Raw genomic sequence first — 21,242 nt, 5'->3', positions numbered from 1 at the left:
GCTTAGTCTTGTGGGTTCATATTTAAAAAGTTCCTTCTACTGCTTGGCGGTAATGACAAATGCTGCTTGACGTGTGTAGTCGGTAGGGTTGTAAAGGACGGTAATCCAGTCATAGTCGTCAACAGCATAGTTGGAATTACATATAACGAGGTCTGCTAAGTTATTTACTGCCCACCATCCTCCACTGATTGGCTTATAATTGTTATATTCTCTTCCCCTGAAGTAGAACGTGAAGAATGAGCCTGGATCAAGGTCATAAAAAAATGTGAATCGATAAAAGCCCTGACCCAAATCTTGAGTTGTTTTTGCATCGTTAGGTGCAACAGTGACTTTTTGTTTCTTAGCATTGTCGGGAATATTTACTGCTGTATTAGCTGATCTTGCTGTTTTTAATGTCTTTGCAGAGCCTCTAGGCTTAATCACCTTTGTGTTGAATTTAACTTTCATATGTTACCCCTCCGTTTATGTTGTTTGGAATAAAATAAAACATAGGAAAGTAAAGTGAAAGTTGTCTATTATCTTTAATTTTGTGTTCTTCTTGCGATGATAACAAATCTGGCTTCTCTTGATTCCGTGCTTGGATTGTAGAGGACCGTATTCCATTGAAATTGGGAAGCGGAGTAGTTAGTTGTACAAGTTGGGAGATCCACATTATTATCTTCAATCCACCAGCCCCCACTGACAGGTCTATACACTCTATTGTCGTCCACTTGTCTTCCATTAAAGAGGAACTCATGAAATACCCCAGGAGCAAGGATACGGTTATAAACCAGTCTATAAAGATTTCCGCCATTTAAATCTTGAATATCATCTGGATTGCTTGCCCTTACCCTAACAATCTGCTTTGTTGCATGGGCAGCCCTAACTGATTTCAGACCTTTTGTCGAACTTCTAGGTTTGACAACTTTCATGTTCACTTTATATTTCAGTGGTTCCCCTCCTTATTTATCTGCTTATAGTAAATGCAATGAAATAAAAAGGGATTGGACTAATAGTCTGATATATTTGCATGGTTTTCATAGGGAATGTAGGTAACGAGTGAATGAATATGCTGTAGATAGAGTTGAAAATAAATAGAAGCGCCCAGCATATCCATCTTGGTAGAGGAATGCTGGGCGCATTTTGTCTAGTTATAATTGTTCATTAGGAGACGTATGAGGCTATTTTTTCTTTTTATATTTTCATTAATCCTGAATTCACAAGCAGGCGGTTTAGCTCGGCTTTTTTCTCATTTGAAATCGCATCTGGCTGAAGGCCCTTCTGCTGTATCTTTGTCATGTCTGGTGCAAAGAACTCTTGTGTCGTTAGCATCAAGTAAGAGCCGTCACTCAGCTCATAAGGCATTTGCATAACGCCTTTGCCGTATGTTTTTGTACCTACGACAGTTGCTAGATCATAACCTTGCAGGAAGCCTGTAAGGGCTTCTGATGAGCTCGCTGTATATTCGTTCACAAGCACTGTCATCGTGTAATCTGGCTTCTTGCCTTTATCAAGGGTAGAAGTGGACACCAATCCAGCTGGGCTCTTGTAATAAGTAAATACACCTTTGTCACGCAGTAAGGAAGCGACTTGTCTCGTTTCTTCCATTAGACCGCCTGTGTTGTAACGAAGATCGAGAATGACGGATTGCATTCCTTGTTTGCGCAGTGCATTCCAGTGTGCTTCGAATTGCTCATACACCATTTGATCCATAAAGGTGTAGATGCGAATGTATCCTGTACGCTTGTCCAGCATTTGGCCTTCTACAGCAGCCATTGGCAGAATCGCGCGTTTAATCGTTTTCGTCAATTTGTCCTTGCCACGCTGCACGACGAATTTAATCGATGAATCTTTTTTGCCAAATAGAACGGAGAAGATATCTTGTTTCGTTTGGTTCTTAACAGCTTTACCATCAATAGAAACGATCATATCTCCTTGTTTAAGGCCTGCTTGCTCAGCAGGAGATCCCGGAGTAACGGTAACGATACGGTATTGCCCTTGCAGCTTCGCGAATGTGATCCCGATATGAGCCATTTCTTCACTCTCAGACCAGTTGTTCATCTGCTCCCACTCTTCAGCCGTAATATGGCGGGAGAATGGATCCTTTAGCGTAGCAGCTAATTCTTGCATCGTGCTGTTCTTAATTTGCTCTTCTGTAAATGTGATGCCGTAATGTTCTTCAATGAGCCCCGCAGCTTCTTTTTTAACTTCTAGCGAAGTTGAAACTGCCTCCGTATTTGCATATGCCTGATCAGGCTGAATGACGAATATACCTGCTAATAAGGCGAATGTCAGGAAAAAGCTAATGACCGTGCGCATAGAACGAAGCTGCATTATAATTCACCGCCTATTACCGTAGATGAGATTTCGTCGACCGAAGAGATTTTCCATTTGCCATCTTCTCCTCGTTCCAACGAATAGAGCATAGTTGATTCCATTGGTGGTGTCTCAGTTTGATTCAATATCGTATATTTCTCAACTGTCGCGAAAAAGGCATGTTTATCATCTGCGGCAAGCACAACCTGCTGCTTAAGCTCTGCTTTCATATCAACTTGTGCAAACAAAGTTTTAAACTTGCTAGACAGCATCATTTTTACAAGATAATTATCAGCGGTGAACATGCTGTTCAGCTTCTCCCAGTCCTCGGTATTGATGGACTCTATTACAGTGTTAGTCAGTTCCTTGAAAGCTTTTTGATCCGCCTCGGGCAGCGTGGCTTTTGTTTTCTCCCAGCCATCTTTCAATTGGTAGGACACGAGATTTGGTGTCATGGAAACAATACTCTCTAGCGATTCGTCGCTCTTACCTAACTTCAATAGGAAAGAAGAAGGCATGGTCATAGATGCAACCGCCTGCTCCCCGTTATAAACACTGGATACGACAGTTGAGCTGACGGAAACGCCATTTTCGTTCATATCTGCTACCAATATATCTTCATAGCTCGTCTTTATAAGTTTGTGGCTATATTGATTTGGATTCTTCTCCATTAGTTTATAAAAGTGAGACTGCTTATCGAACATGTCGAGGTATGCAGTTCGATCACCGCTATTCTCGTGCGCGGCTAATTTGGTGAAGAAGTCTTTTGTTTCTTCAAGTCTTCTCTCTTCTAGTGCTGCGGCTTGTGGATCATGCAGTGTATATGTATGTTTTTTGCTATCTAATTGTAGTTCGAGCCCAAGGATATCGCTCACAGAACGAAGTGGAACATAGAGCTGTCCTTTTACTAAAGTAGCAGGTGCAAGCATTTGATGGTTAGTCTCGGTATTTTCTTTATATCGTTTCACCTTCGCTGTATTCGTTTGGAATACAACAGTTTGCGTACCTTTGCTTGCCGTTAAGCTTTTGTTGCTTGCGCTCCATTTGAGCTTATAGCCGAGCTGCTGCAAGAGCGGGCGTGCTTCAACCAAGGAAACTCCATTTTTGACGATTGGGTTCACTTCACTAGTGGTAGATTGACCATAGTTAATGACGATGCTAGGTGCTGCACTTGCCGTTAGGCTTCCAGTAGCGATTGCTAGTGCTAGTGTAGAAGCAATAACGGTTTTTTTCATGCTAACGTTGAACATGACGTCCCCTCCATTTAAAATATATGTACATATATTTATAAAAATATTTCAAAATACTGGATCTATAATATAAAATGAAATAGAGTATTTCTTCTTAATAAGAGCACGATGAACCTCGAAAAATCAAGGTTTAATTTACCAACTTATTTTATCAGGAAATATGATGAAATAGGTTAAAAATCTATTAAATACAAAAAAATTTATCTAATTTTCTAAATAGAACAGCTTCATTGATCAAGAGGATCATGCGTGTATTATCTTATTCGCTTTCGAACCTAGAGTGCTGCTATTTTCGAGCATTATAGGCAGTAAGGCAGAAATGGACTGCAAAAGCCTCCAAAAGGTTGCAAATTGCGGTCGTTTCCCGGATAATTGATGGAATCAGATTATTTAAGGAAATGGGAGTTACACGATGGCAGACAAGGTGAACTTGTCGAACGGGAATCCGGCGGCAGCGAACAAATATCGCACCCATCTTACGATTAAGAGTGTGCAGAATAAGGAACAAGTTGAGCATACTGTGGATGCGGACGTATACTGCAAGGGCAATCATATCTTCATTAGATATGAAGAGCCGATCTTGACTGCTGAAGAAGATCGTTCCCAGGCGGTTAAGCGACGAAGTAGCTCGGTTGATACGGCAGAAGAGCAAGTTACATCAGCTCCGGTTACGAATGTGATGCTAAAGCTTAGTGCGAATGAATGGAAGCTGACTCGGCGTGGGGTCGTGGAATCGGAAATGTCTTTTACGCCCAATATGCGTCTAAACGGCTACTATCGCTCTCCTGCATTACGATTTCCACTCGTTACAGATACGAAGCAGTGGACACGACGTGATCAAGCTGTTGAACAGAACGGAGTTATTGCACATTTACCAGAGTATGTCGCATGGGCATACGACTTATATATAGAAGACGACTGCGTGGGCCAATTTGCTTTGGCATTGACATTTGATTGGTCGAGCACAACAGAGAGGGAGCAATGAATATGAGCACTGGAGTTATTGAACGGATTAATCAAGGGGTTATAAAGGCTATTGAAGAATCGATTTTGAAGGCGGGTATCGTAACACGTGAGGAAATGCCTGCTTTTGTCATAGAAGTTCCAAAAGATAAAACGCATGGTGACTTGGCGACAAACGTAGCGATGCAGCTTACTCGTATTGCAAAGCGCAATCCTCGTCAAATCGCAGAGGCGATTATCGAGAACTTGGATAATGCATCAGCTTCCATTGATAGCGCGGAAATTGCAGGCCCCGGCTTTATTAACTTCCGCATGAACAAGAGCTATTTATATGACGTAGTAAAAGAAGTAGCGGAACAAGGTGATAACTACGGTCGTATTACGGCAGGTCAAGGACAACGTGTACAAATGGAGTTCGTTAGTGCGAACCCAACAGGAAGCCTTCACCTAGGCCATGCTCGTGGTGCAGCAGTTGGCGATGCAATTTGTAACGTACTTGACTTTGCGGGTTATGAAGTAACACGCGAGTACTATATTAATGACGCTGGTAATCAGGTTGTAAACTTGATTTTGTCTCTTGAATGTCGCTACAAGCAAGCGCTTGGACTTGATGCTGAGATGCCTGCAGATGGCTATCATGGTGAAGATATTAAAGGCTTCGCTCAAGAGCTGGTTGAGCAAGAAGGCGATCGTTTGCTTCAGCTGTCAGAAGAAGAGCGCACGAAGTTCTTCCGTGAATTCGGTTTGAAGAAAGAATTAGACAAAATTAAGCGTGACTTGGCACGCTTCAAAGTAAACTTCGACGTATGGTTCAGTGAAACTTCGTTGTATGAGAGCGGCGTAATTACGCAAGCGTTGGACGAATTGAAAGCACGCGGAAAAGTGTTTGAAGAAGGCGATGCTACATGGTTGCGTACGACAGAGTATGGCGATGATAAAGACCGTGTATTGATTAAAAATGACGGCACGTACACGTACTTGATGCCGGACATCGCGTACCACCGTGATAAGTATGCTCGTGGTTTCGATCGTGTTATGAACATTTGGGGTGCTGACCACCATGGTTACATTCCACGTATGAAAGCAGCTATGGAGGCGCTGGGTAATGATCCAGATAAGCTGATCGTACTTGTAGCACAAATGGTAAGCTTGTTCCAGGATGGCGAGAAAGTGAAGATGTCTAAGCGTACGGGTAAAGCCGTAACGATGGAAGACTTGATGGATGAAGTAGGCGTAGACGCAATTCGTTACTTCTTCACGATGCGTTCGACAGATTCTCATCTTGATTTCGATATGGACTTGGCGATTTCCAAATCCAACGATAACCCTGTATTCTACGTACAGTATGCGCATGCGCGTATTTGCAGCATCTACCGTCAAGCAGAGGAGCAGGGTGTTGCTTTGAAGCCACTAAGTGAAGTCGATCTCAGCGCATTGACAGCTGAGCATGAACTTGACTTGCTGCGCAAAATGGGTGAACTTCAAGCGGAAATCGAAGTTGCAGCACGCGACTATGCACCACATCGTTTAATCCGCTATGTATATGAGCTTGCATCTATGCTTCACAGCTATTACAAGGCAGAGCGCGTTATTACAGAAGATGCAGAGCAAACGCAAGCTCGCTTGGCACTTCTCGGTGCTGTTCGCACGGTTATTGCGAACGTCCTTCGTCTTGTAGGTGTATCTGCACCAGAGCGTATGTAATCCTAGCATCGGGCTAGTAAATGTATAGAATCATGTAACGGTATCACCTTAGTGGTGGTATCGTTTTTTATTGTTTATTTTAACCCAAATATCCCCTGTCATATATCTCCTGTCGTTTAGCCTCCTCGCATTTGTTCTGTTCTTGTATAATGAAGTCACAGAAACTAAATAGAAGCATGGGGGTGCCTATTCGATGTTACAATTACTTCCTCTTATGCTAGAGAGAGTAGGTATCTTGCTCATTATCGCCTTCGTTCTATCTCGGATGAAGTCTTTCAGACGAATTATTCATTATGAGCATGGATGGAAAGAGAAAGTGCTGCTCATTGTCGTGTTTGGTTCTTTTGGTGTTGTGAGTAACTATACAGGGGTGCATATATACAATGAGCTCGTATCTTCGCAGGCATGGAATGTAGCTGTTGATTCAGATAGTGCAATCGCGAATACTCGAATTATGGGTGTCGTCATCGGTGGTTTGCTGGGAGGGCCGCTTGTTGGATCAGGTGTAGGTGTGATTGCAGGATTGCATCGCTTATTCCTAGGCGGATTCACCGCTATTGCCTGCGCCTTTTCCACCATTGCGGCAGGTGTTGTAACCGGATTCATTGCACGCAGATTCCGGATTCGCAACCCGCATGCGCCTTGGCATGCAGCGGGAATCGGTATTTTAATGGAATGTGCCCAAATGGGCATTATTTTGCTAGTGGCTGAACCTTCATTGGAGGCATGGTCGCTTGTTCGGGTTATTGCTGTACCGATGATCGTGGTAAATGGTTTCGGAACGTATTTGTTCATGACCATTATCCAATCTATTTTCCAAGAGGAAGAACGCTCAAGAGCATTACAAACTCATAAGGTGCTGCACATTGCGGATCAAACACTGCCTTATTTCCGTCAAGGTTTGAATGCCAGCCCTTGCCGCGAAGCAGCGCTCATTATTTTGAGAGAAACGAATGCGGATGCCATTTCGATTACGGATAGAACACGAATCCTCGCCCATGTAGGCGAAGGTGTTGATCATCATATTGCTTTGCAGCCGATTACAACAAGACTAACTCAGCGAGTATTGGACGAGGGGCTTGTACACAAAGCTAGTTCTGGAGAAGAGATTCAATGTTCCAGTGCACAATGTCCGTTGCAGGCGGCTTATGTATTACCTTTGCATGTAAGGAACAAAACAGTGGGGACATTGAAGCTGTATTTTAAAAGTCCATCTCGTTTAGACCAGGTAGAGAAAGAACTTGCCGAAGGTCTTGGTAAGCTGTTCTCCAATCAATTGGAGTTGGCAGAAGCGGAGCTGCAGAGCAGATTGTTAAAGGACGCAGAGATTAAAGCGCTGCAGGCGCAAGTGCATCCGCACTTCTTATTCAATGCGATTAATACTATTTCGGTACTCTGTCGCACGAACCCGGAACAAGCTCGTAAGCTATTGCAGCAGCTCAGTGTCTTTTTCCGCAGCAATCTTCAAGGGGCTCGTTCGATGCTAATTCCGCTTCACAAAGAGTTAGAGCATGTAGAGGCTTATTTGTCGCTTGAACAAGCTCGTTTTCCGGGCAAGTACACTATAGAGTTCTGTATTGATCCTTCTTTAAAGGAAGTTCTCGTACCACCGTTTACTTTACAGCCGTTAGTGGAGAATGCAGTACGGCATGGGTTTGGCAAAGGTTTCAAGGGAACAGGGCATGTGCGTATTCGCTCGGAAGCTGAGGGAGATACGATGGTGCTTATAACCGAAGATAACGGCAAGGGGATTTCGGCAGATGCCATCGGTGCGCTTGGTAGGGAAGTTGTTCCCTCCCAAGAAGGTACGGGAACGGCGCTTGTCAACATACGGAGTCGGATTCAAGAAATATACGGCAGCCAAGCTTCTTTTACGCTTAATAGCAGCCAAGGAGAAGGGACTACCGTTGTCATTAGATTGCCACGAGATGACACGAAGGAAGGTGCATAGGCGTGATTAGAGCATTTATTGTTGATGATGAGCCATTGGCAAGAGATGAGCTCATGTATTTGCTTCGCAGAACGAAGCGTGTGGACGTTGTAGGAGAGGCTGAATCGTATGAAGAGGCGCTGGATGGTATTCAGGAAACAACACCTGATGTGATCTTCCTCGATATTCAGTTGTCGGATGCAACAGGTATTGAGATTGCAGAGCAGCTCAAGGAAGATGGATGCCAGTCTGCTATCGTATTTGCGACGGCGTATGATGAATATGCACTGAAGGCATTTGAGTTGAATGCTACGGATTATATTTTGAAACCGTATGAAGAGGCACGTATACAGCAAACGGTGGAGAAGCTTGTTCAGCGGATAGTCGTACCTGCGTCTCAACCTACTGCGGTTAGCGGTTCTACTGCACCAGCTACCACTAAAGCTTCTGAGCGAACGGAGCGATTAGCCGTGACCGTAGATGAGCGAATTGCGGTGCTGCATGTTGACCGCATTATTTATATCGAGTCTGAAGAAGGCAAGGCAGTCGTTGTGACGGAAGGGCAGCGATACAAGGTAAGTGAAGCATTGACAGTCCTGGAGCGTAAGCTGAATCATCCTTCGATGCTTCGTGTGCATCGGTCCTATTTAGTCAATGTAGACTATGTAAGAGAGATTGAGCCTTGGTTCCACTCTACGTATGTGATGAAGATGAAAGACGGTGCAAGTATACCTGTCAGCCGCACGTATGTGAAAGACTTGAAACAGAAGCTTGGTCTATAAATGGACGTCCAAAATATTGGTGCATAATTACACGCGCCTTGCTATAATAATGCTTGCAATCTAAGCCACTTCCCATAGAAGGCAGTGGCTTGTTTTATGTACAACTAGAGCGGCATATAGATTGTAGTATACCAAAGATGCTACCTGTTCAAGCAGGCGCGCGATAAATCCATATTGGAGAAGAAAGGGTGAAGATGATGAAGCAATCCATTTTCAACTTGGACACGAAGACAGTTGTTGCGATTGGAATCGGGGCGGCATTGTACGGTTTGCTTAACTGGGTTTCCATTCCGGTGGCGCCACAGACTGGACTGCGTCCAGCAATTGCAATCTTGACGGTTTTTGGAGCTTTGTTTGGTCCTATCGTTGGCTTTTTGAGCGGAGCTATCGGTCACATTGTGTTTGATTTATCTTCTGGCACGATTTGGTGGTCATGGGTATTGGGATCAGCGATTAGCGGTCTAGGGATGGGACTCGTATTTATGAGCAAGTCATTTAGCATTAAAGAAGGGCGTGCAACTGGAGGAAATATTGCCACTCTAGCTATTGTCGGATCACTGGCATTGGTTGTCGGCTTCGGCATTTCTAGCGTACTTGATATTTATCTATTTGGAGAAGCGCCAGATAAAATGTTGTTGCAATTTATAGCGGCTTCTTTGTCTAACATTACCGTGCATGTCATTCTAGGTGTTGGAGCTGTACTTGGTTTGTTGAAAATGAATCGTAGCAATTCCAATCTCAAAGTATCAAAGTAATAGGATTGCTGTAATCCATGAATAAGGCAAATAGGGGCAATGAATAAGATGGCAGAATCAATTCTTTCTTTTAATCAGTTCAGCTTTCAATATAATAGCTTGGCTGAGCCTACCCTTCATGACATATGCCTCGATATTTACCCAGGGGAAAAAATATTAATAGCTGGTCCGAGCGGTTCCGGCAAATCTACGTTAGCCCATTGTATCAATGGGCTAATTCCATTCGCCCACAAAGGGAAAATATCAGGCGATTATACGTTGAAGGGTCGCTGCCCGGCAGAGCAAAGCATTTTTGAGATTAGCCGCAGTGTCGGTACGATATTGCAAGATCAGGATAGTCAGTTCATTGGATTGACTGTTGATGAAGATGTCGCTTTTGCTTTCGAAAATGATTGTGTTGCTCCCGAGGAGATGAAGCCGCGGGTAGCACGAGCACTTAGCATGGTTGATATGCAGGAGCACATGAATCAAAGCCCACATGAGCTGTCTGGTGGCCAGAAACAGCGTGTTTCTTTGGCAGGGGTCATGTCTATGGAAGTTGATATCCTGTTGTTTGATGAGCCGTTGGCCAATTTGGATCCAGCGAGCGGCAAACATGCGATGAAGTTAATTGAAGACATTCACCGTGACAGTGGCAAGACAATAATCATCATTGAGCACCGAATTGAAGATGTGCTCGAACAGCCTATTGACCGAATTGTTGTGATGGCAGAAGGTAGAATCGTCGCTGTTGGTACGCCGGATGAGATTCTTTCATCGAATGTGATGCAGGAAAATGGGCTTAGGGAGCCTCTGTATATTTCGGCATTGAAGTATGCGGGCTGTGAGCTGACGCCAGATGCTCAGCCGTCTTCTTTGGAGAAATTGAGTAACAATGAGCAAGTGCGTCAAGTGCTTGGAGAATGGATCGAAGTGATCGATAACTCTTCAACTGACAAAGATAATGCTTCCTTAGTAGAGCTGCAAGATGTTCGTTTCGCCTATGGAGAAGGAACTGAAGTGATTAAAGGTGTTTCATTGAAAATTGGAGCAGGCGAACGAATTGCGCTCCTTGGCAACAATGGAGCGGGGAAGACGACCTTATCTCAGTTGCTAACAGGCATGGTTAGACCGACATCAGGTGATATTTTGTTTAATGGAGAGTCCATTCGTCAATGGTCGATCCGACGCCGTGGCGAGCAGATTGGTTACGTGATGCAAAATCCGAATCATATGATTACCCAAACGATGATCAGGGATGAAGTCGGCTTGGCTCTGCGTATACAAGGAGTGCCTCAAGCGGAAATCACAGCTAAAGTAGAAGAAGTGCTGCGAATTTGCGGCTTGTACAGCTATCGTGATTGGCCTGTATCTGCGCTTAGCTACGGACAGAAGAAGCGGGTTACGATCGCTTCGATTATGGTGACGGAGCCGAAGCTTATTATTGTGGACGAGCCAACTGCTGGCCAAGATCTGAAGCATTATACGCAATTTATGAACTTCCTGTCGCGATTAGCATTGCAAGGAGTTTCGTTGCTCTTTATTACCCACGATATGCATCTGGCACTAGAGTATACAGAACGCGCTGCTGTACTTTGTAATGGCGAGATTATTGCGTCGGGTACTACAGCTAGTGTGCTGACCAATACGGAGATCATGAATCGTGCGAACTTAAAGGAGACATCCTTGAGCATGCTTTCTCGTTCGACTGAGGTGGCAACTCCTGAAGCGTTGGTGCGCCACTTTATCCAGTATGAGAAACAGAAGAAGCAGGTGAGCGAGCATGAGTAAAGCGGGAATGCTGTACATCGAGAAGGATACACTGTTCCATCGATTAGACGGCGCTGTTAAGCTGATTATGCTGCTTGCCTGGACAGTGATCGTCTTCTTGTTTCAGGACATTCGTGTCTTTATTGTACTTTTCATCATAGGGCTTGTACTCCTTATGAGTGCTCAGCTTCCTTGGAAGCGTATAAGGCTACTCGTATGGGTGATTATCGTATTTAATATCTTCAACTCTATTTTTACGATATTCGTTTCGCCTGCATATGGCAGTGAGGTGAACGGTACGACGACAGTACTTATTGACTTAGGTTATGAAGTGCTAACGCTAGAGACTGTATTTTATATACTGACACTATCGATGAAATATATGTCGCTGATGCCTATTTCGGTTTTGTTTGTCTATACAACACATCCGACTCGCTTCGCTGGCAGCTTGAACCGCTTAGGTGTGCCTTACAAAATCGCTTATGCATTTAATATTGCGTTCCGCTATATTCCTGACCTGAAACAAGATTTCCTCAGTATCTCAAACGCGCTCCAAGCTCGCGGAGTCGGATTGGCGCGAGGGGAAGGGACGATTGTTCAGCGTTTAAAGCATTTCGCAGCAATAGCAATCCCGCTTGTGCAGTCTTCACTTGCGCGTATCGATACGGTAGCGAATGCGATGGACTTGCGTGGCTTCGGCAAAAATGCGAAGCGGACATGGTACTCCTCTTCTCCGTGGGGAAGAGTGGATATTGCCGTCGTCATTGTCTGTGCTGTCATATTGGCTGTATGTATTACAGCGCGTGTACAGGGTTTCGGAACGTTCTGGTACCCATTCCATTAATAGTAGCTATTCAACTAAGTAGTTATAGAAGCTAGCATAAATGTAGTTTCTCGGCAGGTGTGAGAGCTGCATAGTAAATGTGCATTGTAGAAACAAAAGATCGAGTCCAGGTTCATTCATGAATCTGATCTCGATCTTTTTTTATATCTCGCCCCATTTGGCTGAATAGTATATTTGCATATCAGCTCAACTTTATTGCAACTCAACCCTCGAATTTTGCAAGTGGGAGCGAATCTTGCGCATTTTATTTTGAAAACGCTTTATTTTTGTTTTCATCTCATAAAATACAAGTATAGAAAGTTTAGAAGGGAGTCGATCTCCATGAACGCGGTAACGATAGTAATCGGTTCTATATGTATTCTTATGATAGCTTATCGTTTGTATGGAACATTTATGGCAGCAAAGGTATTGAAGTTGGATGATTCCAAGCCTACACCTGCGCATGAATTAAATGACGGCAAAGATTATGTTCCATCTAATAAATGGGTGACCTTTGGACACCACTTCGCAGCAATCGCTGCAGCAGGTCCGCTCGTTGGACCGATATTAGCAGCCCAGTTTGGTTATTTGCCAGGTTTGATATGGCTGTTGATCGGTGCGGTTATCGGGGGTGCTGTGCACGACATGGTCGTGCTGTTCGCTTCGATGCGTAAAGAAGGAAAGTCACTTTCTGAAGTAGCAAAAGAAGAGCTTGGACCTGTAGCTGGTTTCTGTACAGGCTTAGCAATGTTGTTCATCATTACGATTACAATGGCAGGTTTGTCGATGGTTGTTCTTCACGCATTGGAGAACAATCCATGGGGGACATTCGCGGTTGCGATTACGATTCCGATTGCAATCGGGGTTGGTTTGTTCCACAAGAAGACGGGCAACTTGAAGCTTGCAACGACAGTCGGATTTATTTTGATGATGATCGGCGTATTCGCTGGTCCTTACATTCAAGGCACGGTGCTTGGCGATTGGTTAACACTTGATGCGAGCACATTGGCAGTCATCTTGCCGATATACGCATTCTTTGCGGCAGCATTGCCAGTATGGCTTTTGCTTGCACCACGTGATTACTTGAGCAGCTTTATGAAAATCGGCGTATTTATCGCCTTGATTATCGGTGTATTTGTTATCAACCCGGCGATTCCTTTCCCGGCTGTTACTGAATTTATTAATGGTGGCGGTCCAATTCTGGCAGGTCCGGTATGGCCGTTCATCTCGATTACGATTGCCTGCGGTGCGATTTCTGGTTTCCATGCTTTTGTTGGTTCTGGAACGACGCCTAAAATGATTAACCGTTGGAGCGATATTAAGAGCGTTGGTTTCGGTGCGATGTTGGTAGAGTGTATCGTAGCGATTATGGCTCTTATTGCAGCAACTGCATTGCAGCCAGCAGACTACTTTGCAATTAACTCGACACCTGAAGTGTTTAAGACACTTGGTATGGAAGTCGTACACTTGCCTGAATTGGCACAGCAAATTGGCTTGGATCTAGAAGGAAGAACAGGCGGCGCAGTTACGCTTGCGGTAGGGATGACTTATATTTTCACTCAAATTCCTTGGTTTGAAAACTTGGCAGCGTTCTTCTTCCAATTCGTTATTATGTTTGAGGCTGTATTTATCCTAACAGCGATTGACGCAGGTACTCGCGTATCTCGTTACTTGATTCAAGACTTCTTTGGTGAAATCTACAAACCGCTTAAGCGTGTAGATTGGGTTCCGGGAGCAATCTTTGCAAGTGCATTGGCTTGCTTCATGTGGGGCTACTTGCTCTTCTCCGGCGATATTGGCTCGGTATGGGCATTGTTCGGAGTATCGAACCAGTTGATGGCATCGATTGGTCTTATTATCGGAGCGACGGTTATTTTGAAAATTGCGGATAAGCGTTGGTATGTACTTACTTGCCTCGTCCCGCTTGCATACTTGTTCATTACGGTAAACTATGCAGGCTTCTGGATGATTAAAAATGTGTACTTGAACGAAGCTGCAAAAGGCTACAGCGTTCTAAACGCAGCATTGTCCATCATCATGCTTGTACTTGGAATCATCATTATGATTTCTGCGATTAAGAAATGGACACAGATGTGGAATATGCCACGACCGATACTAGAAAAGGCATCAGTGACTTAAAGGTAACCCCAAATTACCATATATCATCAGGTACAGTCATCTTAGATTGACAGGGCATCTCTTCGGAGATGCCCTGTTTGCTTTACAGGTCTATCTCTCCCGCGTTATTGATTCAATAGACATTGGCCTAATGCGGGCGATCACCAACTACTTCCCTTTCAGAGTATGCTTCTAAAGCTGCTTGCTACCTACATGACAGTAATGTAAGCTTCATAGCTCTTCCTGCAAGGATAATCTAAGGTACATCATGCTCGGCACATCTATAATAAAGGCAACAAGTACAACGAAAATGTTTATTACATCTACAACTAGATCGACATACATGGGGGTTAACTTTTCATGAAAATGAATAAATCATCACGAGTATTGCGAATGGCAGCAGGTCTACTATCGATCACGATCGCTTCGCAGTTTCTTTTGCCACAATCCATTATCGAAGCCTCAAATAGTCTAAAAGAAGTAAAGGCGGCATCCAGTAATACAGTATCTTCAAGCACAGGGAAGTACGTTCAAGATGGGAAACGGACAAGCCCTATCCAATACACCATCGATCTAAAATTAGATGAGAAACAAATGAAGCTATCTGGTACACAGTCTGTTTTATTTCGCAACACAACCAAAGATGAATTATCTGAGGTTGTATTCCATACGTTCGCGGATTCCTATCGTTCAGTCGATACGCAGACATCTATGTTTCAGACACGCAATAAGGAAATTGCCAAGGAGCATTCGGATAAAAAGCCTGAGGACTTCTTAGGGGGCATAGACATCAAGCAAGTAACGGATAAGTCTGGGGATGGAAAGCTATCTTTCGAAAATACAAACCAATCCCTGTCCGTTAAGCTTGGCAAGACTTTAAAGCCGGGTGAGGAGATTGTTATTGAACTCGACTATAGTGTTGACCTTCCATTTGGCATGCAGCGTTTAGCTTATTATAAAGATCTGATTAGTGCTGCTCACTTCTATCCGGTTCTAGCTATGTATGACGAGGCAAAGCATGATTGGAGCCGACTGCCGTACAGCACGACATTGGAAACAGATTATTTTGAGTCTTCAGATTATAAAGTAAGTCTGAATGTGCCGGAAAACTATAAAGTAAGCATGCCAGGGCAACTGCAAGAGACAGTTGCCAGCGGTGGTCGAAAGGTAGTTACTGCTACCGCGGATAAGACACGTGAATTTGTGTTCTTTGCTAGTCCGAATTATAAAGTGAAGTCTAAGCGTGTGAACGGCGTAAACATTGAAATGTACTATTTCGGAAATAGCAAGGAAAAAGATGCAGTTGCTGAACGTTATATCGATCAAGCGGCAAAAGCTATCGACTTCTTCGGAAAGAAATTCGGAGCCTACCCCTATCAAGATTTCCGCATTCAGGAGACCTATGTAGAGGGTGTCGCCATTGAGTACACACGCGTGATCCAAATGGGTCAGATTTCTGAACGTCAATCGGTGGAGGACGATTCCGTATTTATTCATGAAGTCGCACACCAGTGGTTCCATGCTATTATCGGTAACGACTCTGAGACAGAAGGGTTTCTGGATGAAGGTCTAACGAACTTTGCAACTTCATACTTCTACGAAGAGCAGAAGGACGAAATGCAAGGCTTTAACGGTATGCGTATGGCATCGGCTCCTTCGGAAAAGCCAATTGCTTCTCCGAACGATGAGGCTGGTCAAGATGCACATGGTCTTTATTACGAACGTGGCCGCTTGGCTGTATATGAGTTGTATCGCCAAGTAGGGCAGCAAATGTTTGATCGCATTATGCAGGAGTATTACAATCGCTACGCACTTGGTAACGCTTCGATCACAGGCTGGCTGCAAACTATCGGAGATATCGCTGGCAAAGACATTCAGGAGCATATGCGCAAAGCGTTATATGAACCCAACTTTGATATTTCGGATAAATATAAGCTAACTCCTGAAGAAGAGCAGCGTCTTATGGGGCTCATGATGAAGTCGACGTATGATCAAATTTTTAATGGGAACTCTAACATGCCCCAAGAAGTGTTTGCTCGTATCTATCATCGTGCCTACAATGGGGAACCTGTAACGATTGTGCTTAGCGATGGAGCATCGAAAAAGGCGATGGAACAACAAAAGCAGTTGGCGGAACAAATCCAAACGATGATGCAAATGGGTGGAGCTGACGTGAAAATCGTAAAAGAGCGCTCATTAGTGAAAAAGCAGATGGAAAAGGAACTTTCGAAGAGCCATATTATTGCTATCGGCAGCCCAAGCAGTAATCCGATTATTCAAGCATTGAAGCCGGGCATTCAGAAAGGATCAAAGGCAATTCAACTGGATTGGAACAAAGTGGTGAGGCTGAAAGATACGTCTGGGGCTTATATGGTAAAGCATCCTTATCATAAAGATCGTATGCTTATGCACATTTACTGGACGGCGGAGCAAGTGAACGCTAAGGCTTGGCCATCTATGATGCAAACCATGATGCAGACATCGAACTTTAGCAGCGATTTTTATCAATGGTTCCAAATGAATGGACAAGGCAAAGTGATTGCAGAGAAGTTTGTAGTCAACCCAATTTCAAAGTTTTTTGAATAGCAGGAATACTATCCAAGAAAAATGAAGCAAAACGAATACCCGTCACTGGGCCAACAGGGACGGGTATTTGGTTGGGTACTTATCTACATTCATTAAGCAATCTTGCAATATCAATTTCTCCTGCTGGATATTCTTTATTGCTGCTAGCGCGTCCGCGAAGCGGATGAATAGGGTTGGATGTACGACGAAGCAGGGCCTTAATTTCGGGAGGCTTTAAATCTGGTTTAAGCGCAAGCAGTAAGGCGATAGCGCCGCTTACATGGGAAGTAGCCATTGATGTTCCACTCATCTCATGATAATTGCCGTGAAGCCATGCCGATACAATTTTCTCTCCAGGTGCATATATATCAACATAGGTGCCTCGATTGCTGAACGGTGCAATACGGCGACTATTATCGGTAGCTCCTACAGAGATGGTTTGGCTGTAGCGGGCAGGATAATCGATTGTTTTTCGCTTAGCATCATTGCCAGAGGAGGCTACTACGGCAATGCCGGCATTGGTAGCTTGGGTGACGGCATGCAGCAGTGACTTGCTGCGAGTCTTCATGCCAAAGCTCATATTAATAAGGTGAAGCTTGTTGCGCACACACCACTCGATGCCTTGCACGATATCAGACACATAGGCTGACCCATTCTCGTCAAACGATTTGACGGGGTGTATGAGCGCGCGCGGCGCCACTCCGATGATGCCGTACATTTGATTGGCGGCTGCGATTGTTCCTGCGATATGAGTGCCGTGCCCGTTATCATCTTGTGGAGGGCGTCCAGGTTGAACAAAATTGATCCCTGATAAGAGTGAGTGGCGCAGATCAGGGTGGTGGTAATCAGCTCCGGTATCAATAACTCCGATCCGAATCCGATGACCAGTCGTGGTACTCCATGCAAGAGGGGCTTTAATGTGGCGCACTCCCCAAGGAATACCTCTTTCTCCAGTGGAAGTCGTGCGGAAGGCGGTGTTGATCATCATACGAGTATCCTCTTCGACAGTGAGCGCTTGTTTGAAAGGGCGCCAACGCTGTTCCAACCCCTTTGGAAAATGAAAACGCAGGCTGGAGATAATCGGCCTTTCTTCCATGTGAGCCAATGCAGGATGGGTATAGCGTAGCTCTTTTAGGGCTTTCCGACAGCGCTCGTAGAGACTCCGATCATTGAAGCCGATAAGGTATGGGCGTAAGCCTTGTCCGCCAGAGGAGATCTCTTGAAGTAATAGGTGGAGAAAGACAGACACATCCAATGTGCATTCCCCTCCCGACAGGTCTTGTGAATGTATCGTATGCGATTTGAAGCGAGGTGGACTGGTATAGCTGCCTTTTTTAATGAAGTTAGGCCTTATTCCGTGTCAATCGAAGACTCAGGACATAGTATGGAGTAGAGCTTTATTAGGCTCTGCAGGCCATAGCTGGAGCAGCAACTTGCCCTCCGGCGCGGATACAGTCGAACGCGAGGGGGAGCCTTCGCGTTTCTTTTATTTTGACGAATTTAAGCGTAAATGGTCCTAGATTGGCATATCGGCTCATTTGGAATAAGAAAACTTGCATTTTCACTTCAAATCGGTTTTACTAAGGTGTGAACATGGATATGTTTGTAGATAAAGCAGTGTTTTATTGAACTTTTGCGAGAGGATGTGTACGTATGAGCACCCCGTTGGAATTGAAGCTGGATCCCGACAAAGTACAAGAAATGCCGATGGTGGATCTTGCTTTTGAAATATTGAAAGCAGCCAACACGCCTTTCTACTACCGTGACCTTATGAATGAAGTAGCGAAGCTTCGTGGATTGACAGAGGAGCAAATTCTTGATGTCATCGCTCAGTTATATACCGAGATTAATATCGATGGTCGATTCGCTTGTGTAGGAAGCAACATGTGGGGCTTGAAACGCTGGTATCCAGTTGACCGTGCGGATGAGAATATTACAGGTGGTACGAAGCGTCCACGCATTATCAATGATGATGATGATGATCTAGAGGATGATGACTACGCAGAGGAAGACGATTCCTATAACAATGAGGACTTTGACTTCGCAGATGATGACAGCGAAGATGCATTCAGAGACGAAGATTCTGAAGTCGAAGAAGAAGAAGAAGAAGAAGTCATGATTGAAGAAGAAGATCTAGACGAGGAAGCATCTGAAGATGAGGACTCTGAAGAGGAATTTGATGACGAGGAAGAAGAACAATAAAAGGTAACAAAGCCTTATTTGTTCTTGAGCCATCCAACTATTTGGGCGTTGTTGCTCCAAGTAGGTTGGATGGCTTTTTTATACTTATTTTTTCCCCTTCTCCTTCCCTTGACATTGGACAACCTAACGAGTAAACTAGCATATGGGCTTTGGATTTATCTATTAATTATATATATATTGTGAGTATAAAGTGCCCCGTGACCACGGGAGTCACTTTTTTGTTTTTTATAGGTATTGATTTGTGGAAATGAGCGGAGAAGGCCTGAAAAATTTCATGTCCCTCAGCATCAATTTTTCACCTGCAAATGGGTTACGATAACAACATGCATCAAATGTCATCGAACCTGATTCGCAATCAAAGCCTCCCGAGGACTTGTCATGAATGCACTTGATCATAGGAGGGTTTCACCAGTGACAAAGTATATTTTTGTAACGGGCGGCGTCGTATCATCTTTGGGTAAAGGGATAACGGCTGCATCCCTGGGCAGATTGCTCAAAAATCGAGGATTGAAAGTTACAATCCAAAAGTTTGACCCATACATTAACGTGGACCCGGGAACTATGAGTCCTTACCAGCACGGTGAAGTATTCGTGACGGACGATGGTGCAGAGACGGATCTCGATTTGGGTCACTACGAACGTTTTATTGACATTAACCTTTCTAAGAACAGCAATGTAACTACAGGTAAAGTGTACTCTTCGGTTATTTCCAAAGAGCGTCGCGGTGAATACTTGGGTGGTACTGTTCAGGTTATTCCTCACATTACGAACGAGATTAAAGAGCGTGTGTTCCGCGCAGGCAAAGAATCCGGTTCTGATGTAGTCATTACAGAAATCGGCGGTACTGTTGGTGATATCGAAAGCTTGCCTTATCTAGAGGCGATTCGACAAATCAAGAGTGATGTAGGCCGTGAAAACGTGATGTACATTCACGTAACGCTAATTCCTTACATTAAAGTTGCAGGCGAAGTGAAGACGAAGCCGACACAACACAGTGTGAAGGAGTTGCGCAGCATCGGTATTCAACCGAATATGCTTGTATTGCGTACAGAGGTGCCAATCACAGAAGAAATGAAGAAGAAGATTGCACTCTTCTGCGACATTGATGCAAATGCAGTTGTAGAATGCCAAGATGCTTCTACGTTGTATGAAGTGCCATTGATGCTTCGTGAACAAGGCATGGATGATATCGTTGTTAATCATTTGAAGCTTCAAACACCAGAACCAGATATGGGTGACTGGTTGCAACTTGTTGATCGTGTTAAGTCGCTCGAAGAGCAAGTTGAGATTGCAATCGTTGGTAAATATGTGGCGTTGCATGATGCATACTTGTCTGTTGTAGAAGCGTTGTCTCATGCTGGCTTTGAAGCGAACTCGGATGTTAAGGTTCGTTGGGTTGATGCAGAATTAATTACAGAAGAGAACGCAGCTGAACACCTTGGTGGCGTTCACGGTATTCTTGTACCAGGTGGATTTGGTGATCGTGGTGTAGAAGGTAAAGTAACTACGATTCGCTATGCACGTGAAAACAAGGTTCCATTCTTCGGTATTTGCTTGGGTATGCAAGTGGCAGTAATCGAGTACGCTCGTTCTGTTGTTGGTCTTCAAGGTGCGAACAGCTCTGAGATTAATCCAGCTACAGAGTATCCTGTTATTGATATTTTGCCAGAACAGAAGGATATTGAAGATCTTGGTGGTACAATGCGCCTTGGTTTGTATCCTTGCAAATTGCAACCAGGTACGCTTGCAATGGATTGCTACGAGGATGAGCTCGTTTACGAGCGTCATCGCCATCGCTACGAATTCAATAATGAATATCGTGAGCAAATGGAACGTGCAGGTTTTGTATTCTCTGGTACATCTCCTGATGGGCGTCTTGTTGAGATTGTGGAGCTTCCGGGCCATCCGTGGTTCTTGGCAGTTCAATTCCATCCGGAATTTATCTCCCGTCCTAACCGTCCACAGCCACTATTCCGTGAATTCGTCAAAGCTGCAATTAAGAACCGCGGTTAATTATTAATGTAAATATATAGTGCGGAAGCGAGTGTTTGCCTAGTCATTACGAGGGCATGCACTCGCTTTTTTATTACATAGGCTTTATAGCAA

At 44.3% G+C, this 21,242-nt stretch carries 16 protein-coding genes; 11 read left to right on the top strand and 5 right to left on the bottom strand.

Translation table 11 applies throughout. The annotated features are described in order from the left end of the window. Positions 1 to 36 precede the first annotated feature (36 nt). The 4 genes from NQ117_RS22900 to NQ117_RS22885 all read right to left on the bottom strand — a co-directional run bounded on the left by NQ117_RS22900 (position 37) and on the right by NQ117_RS22885 (position 3,545). A complete protein-coding gene (locus NQ117_RS22900) occupies positions 37 to 447 on the bottom strand; it encodes a hypothetical protein (RefSeq protein WP_258280340.1) in 411 nt (136 codons plus the stop codon). A 74-nt stretch (positions 448 to 521) separates the two neighbouring features. After that, positions 522 to 911, bottom strand: coding sequence for a hypothetical protein (locus NQ117_RS22895; RefSeq protein WP_258280339.1), 390 nt, complete (start codon positions 909 to 911; stop codon positions 522 to 524). Between the two features lie 262 nt (positions 912 to 1,173). Continuing rightward, positions 1,174 to 2,313: a S41 family peptidase gene (locus tag NQ117_RS22890; protein ID WP_258280338.1), complete on the bottom strand. Its 1,140-nt coding sequence runs from the start codon at positions 2,311 to 2,313 to the stop codon at positions 1,174 to 1,176. Further along, positions 2,313 to 3,545, bottom strand: coding sequence for a copper amine oxidase N-terminal domain-containing protein (locus tag NQ117_RS22885; RefSeq protein ID WP_258280337.1), 1,233 nt, complete (start codon positions 3,543 to 3,545; stop codon positions 2,313 to 2,315). Before NQ117_RS22885 ends, NQ117_RS22890 begins: the two co-directional genes overlap by 1 nt. Positions 3,546 to 3,957: 412 nt before the next feature. On the opposite strand from NQ117_RS22885, the gene NQ117_RS22880 reads away from it, so the two are divergent. The 9 genes from NQ117_RS22880 to NQ117_RS22840 all read left to right on the top strand — a co-directional run bounded on the left by NQ117_RS22880 (position 3,958) and on the right by NQ117_RS22840 (position 16,955). After that, positions 3,958 to 4,530: a YwiB family protein gene (locus NQ117_RS22880; protein WP_258280336.1), complete on the top strand. Its 573-nt coding sequence runs from the start codon at positions 3,958 to 3,960 to the stop codon at positions 4,528 to 4,530. A gap of 2 nt (positions 4,531 to 4,532) precedes the next feature. After that, positions 4,533 to 6,212, top strand: a complete 1,680-nt coding sequence (gene argS / locus NQ117_RS22875) for an arginine--tRNA ligase (RefSeq protein ID WP_258280335.1) — start codon at positions 4,533 to 4,535, stop codon at positions 6,210 to 6,212. A 193-nt stretch (positions 6,213 to 6,405) separates the two neighbouring features. Continuing rightward, complete coding sequence (locus NQ117_RS22870; protein WP_258280334.1) at positions 6,406 to 8,163, top strand: sensor histidine kinase; 1,758 nt, start codon at positions 6,406 to 6,408, stop codon at positions 8,161 to 8,163. A 2-nt stretch (positions 8,164 to 8,165) separates the two neighbouring features. Further along, on the top strand, positions 8,166 to 8,924 hold the full coding sequence (locus NQ117_RS22865; RefSeq protein ID WP_258280333.1) for a LytR/AlgR family response regulator transcription factor: 759 nt from the start codon (positions 8,166 to 8,168) through the stop codon (positions 8,922 to 8,924). Between the two features lie 194 nt (positions 8,925 to 9,118). Next, positions 9,119 to 9,679: an ECF-type riboflavin transporter substrate-binding protein gene (locus NQ117_RS22860; RefSeq protein WP_258280378.1), complete on the top strand. Its 561-nt coding sequence runs from the start codon at positions 9,119 to 9,121 to the stop codon at positions 9,677 to 9,679. Between the two features lie 48 nt (positions 9,680 to 9,727). Next, the gene (locus NQ117_RS22855; RefSeq protein WP_258280332.1) at positions 9,728 to 11,449 is read left to right on the top strand and encodes an ABC transporter ATP-binding protein; all 1,722 of its coding nucleotides are present in this window, start codon (positions 9,728 to 9,730) and stop codon (positions 11,447 to 11,449) included. Continuing rightward, positions 11,442 to 12,272, top strand: coding sequence for an energy-coupling factor transporter transmembrane component T family protein (locus tag NQ117_RS22850; RefSeq protein WP_258280331.1), 831 nt, complete (start codon positions 11,442 to 11,444; stop codon positions 12,270 to 12,272). Before NQ117_RS22855 ends, NQ117_RS22850 begins: the two co-directional genes overlap by 8 nt. Positions 12,273 to 12,593: 321 nt before the next feature. Next, a complete protein-coding gene (gene cstA / locus NQ117_RS22845) occupies positions 12,594 to 14,390 on the top strand; it encodes a carbon starvation protein CstA (RefSeq protein WP_258280330.1) in 1,797 nt (598 codons plus the stop codon). 339 nt (positions 14,391 to 14,729) lie between these two features. Beyond that, entirely contained in the window at positions 14,730 to 16,955 is a 2,226-nt protein-coding gene (locus NQ117_RS22840) for a M1 family metallopeptidase (protein ID WP_258280329.1), read from the top strand. Between the two features lie 79 nt (positions 16,956 to 17,034). On the opposite strand, the gene NQ117_RS22835 is transcribed toward NQ117_RS22840, so the two are convergent. Then, positions 17,035 to 18,189: a S8 family peptidase gene (locus tag NQ117_RS22835; RefSeq protein ID WP_258280328.1), complete on the bottom strand. Its 1,155-nt coding sequence runs from the start codon at positions 18,187 to 18,189 to the stop codon at positions 17,035 to 17,037. A gap of 398 nt (positions 18,190 to 18,587) precedes the next feature. Between NQ117_RS22835 and rpoE the strand changes: the two genes are divergently transcribed. Both rpoE and NQ117_RS22825 read left to right on the top strand, forming a co-directional pair. Then, entirely contained in the window at positions 18,588 to 19,136 is a 549-nt protein-coding gene (gene rpoE / locus NQ117_RS22830) for a DNA-directed RNA polymerase subunit delta (protein ID WP_258280327.1), read from the top strand. A gap of 411 nt (positions 19,137 to 19,547) precedes the next feature. Further along, on the top strand, positions 19,548 to 21,149 hold the full coding sequence (locus NQ117_RS22825; protein WP_258280326.1) for a CTP synthase: 1,602 nt from the start codon (positions 19,548 to 19,550) through the stop codon (positions 21,147 to 21,149). Positions 21,150 to 21,242 lie beyond the last annotated feature (93 nt).

The organism is Paenibacillus sp. SC116 (genome assembly GCF_024733555.1).
Classification (GTDB): Bacteria; Bacillota; Bacilli; order Paenibacillales; family Paenibacillaceae; genus Paenibacillus_B.
The sequence above is the reverse complement of the archived record's forward strand: the minus strand, read 5'-3'. Positions and strand labels throughout refer to the sequence as shown.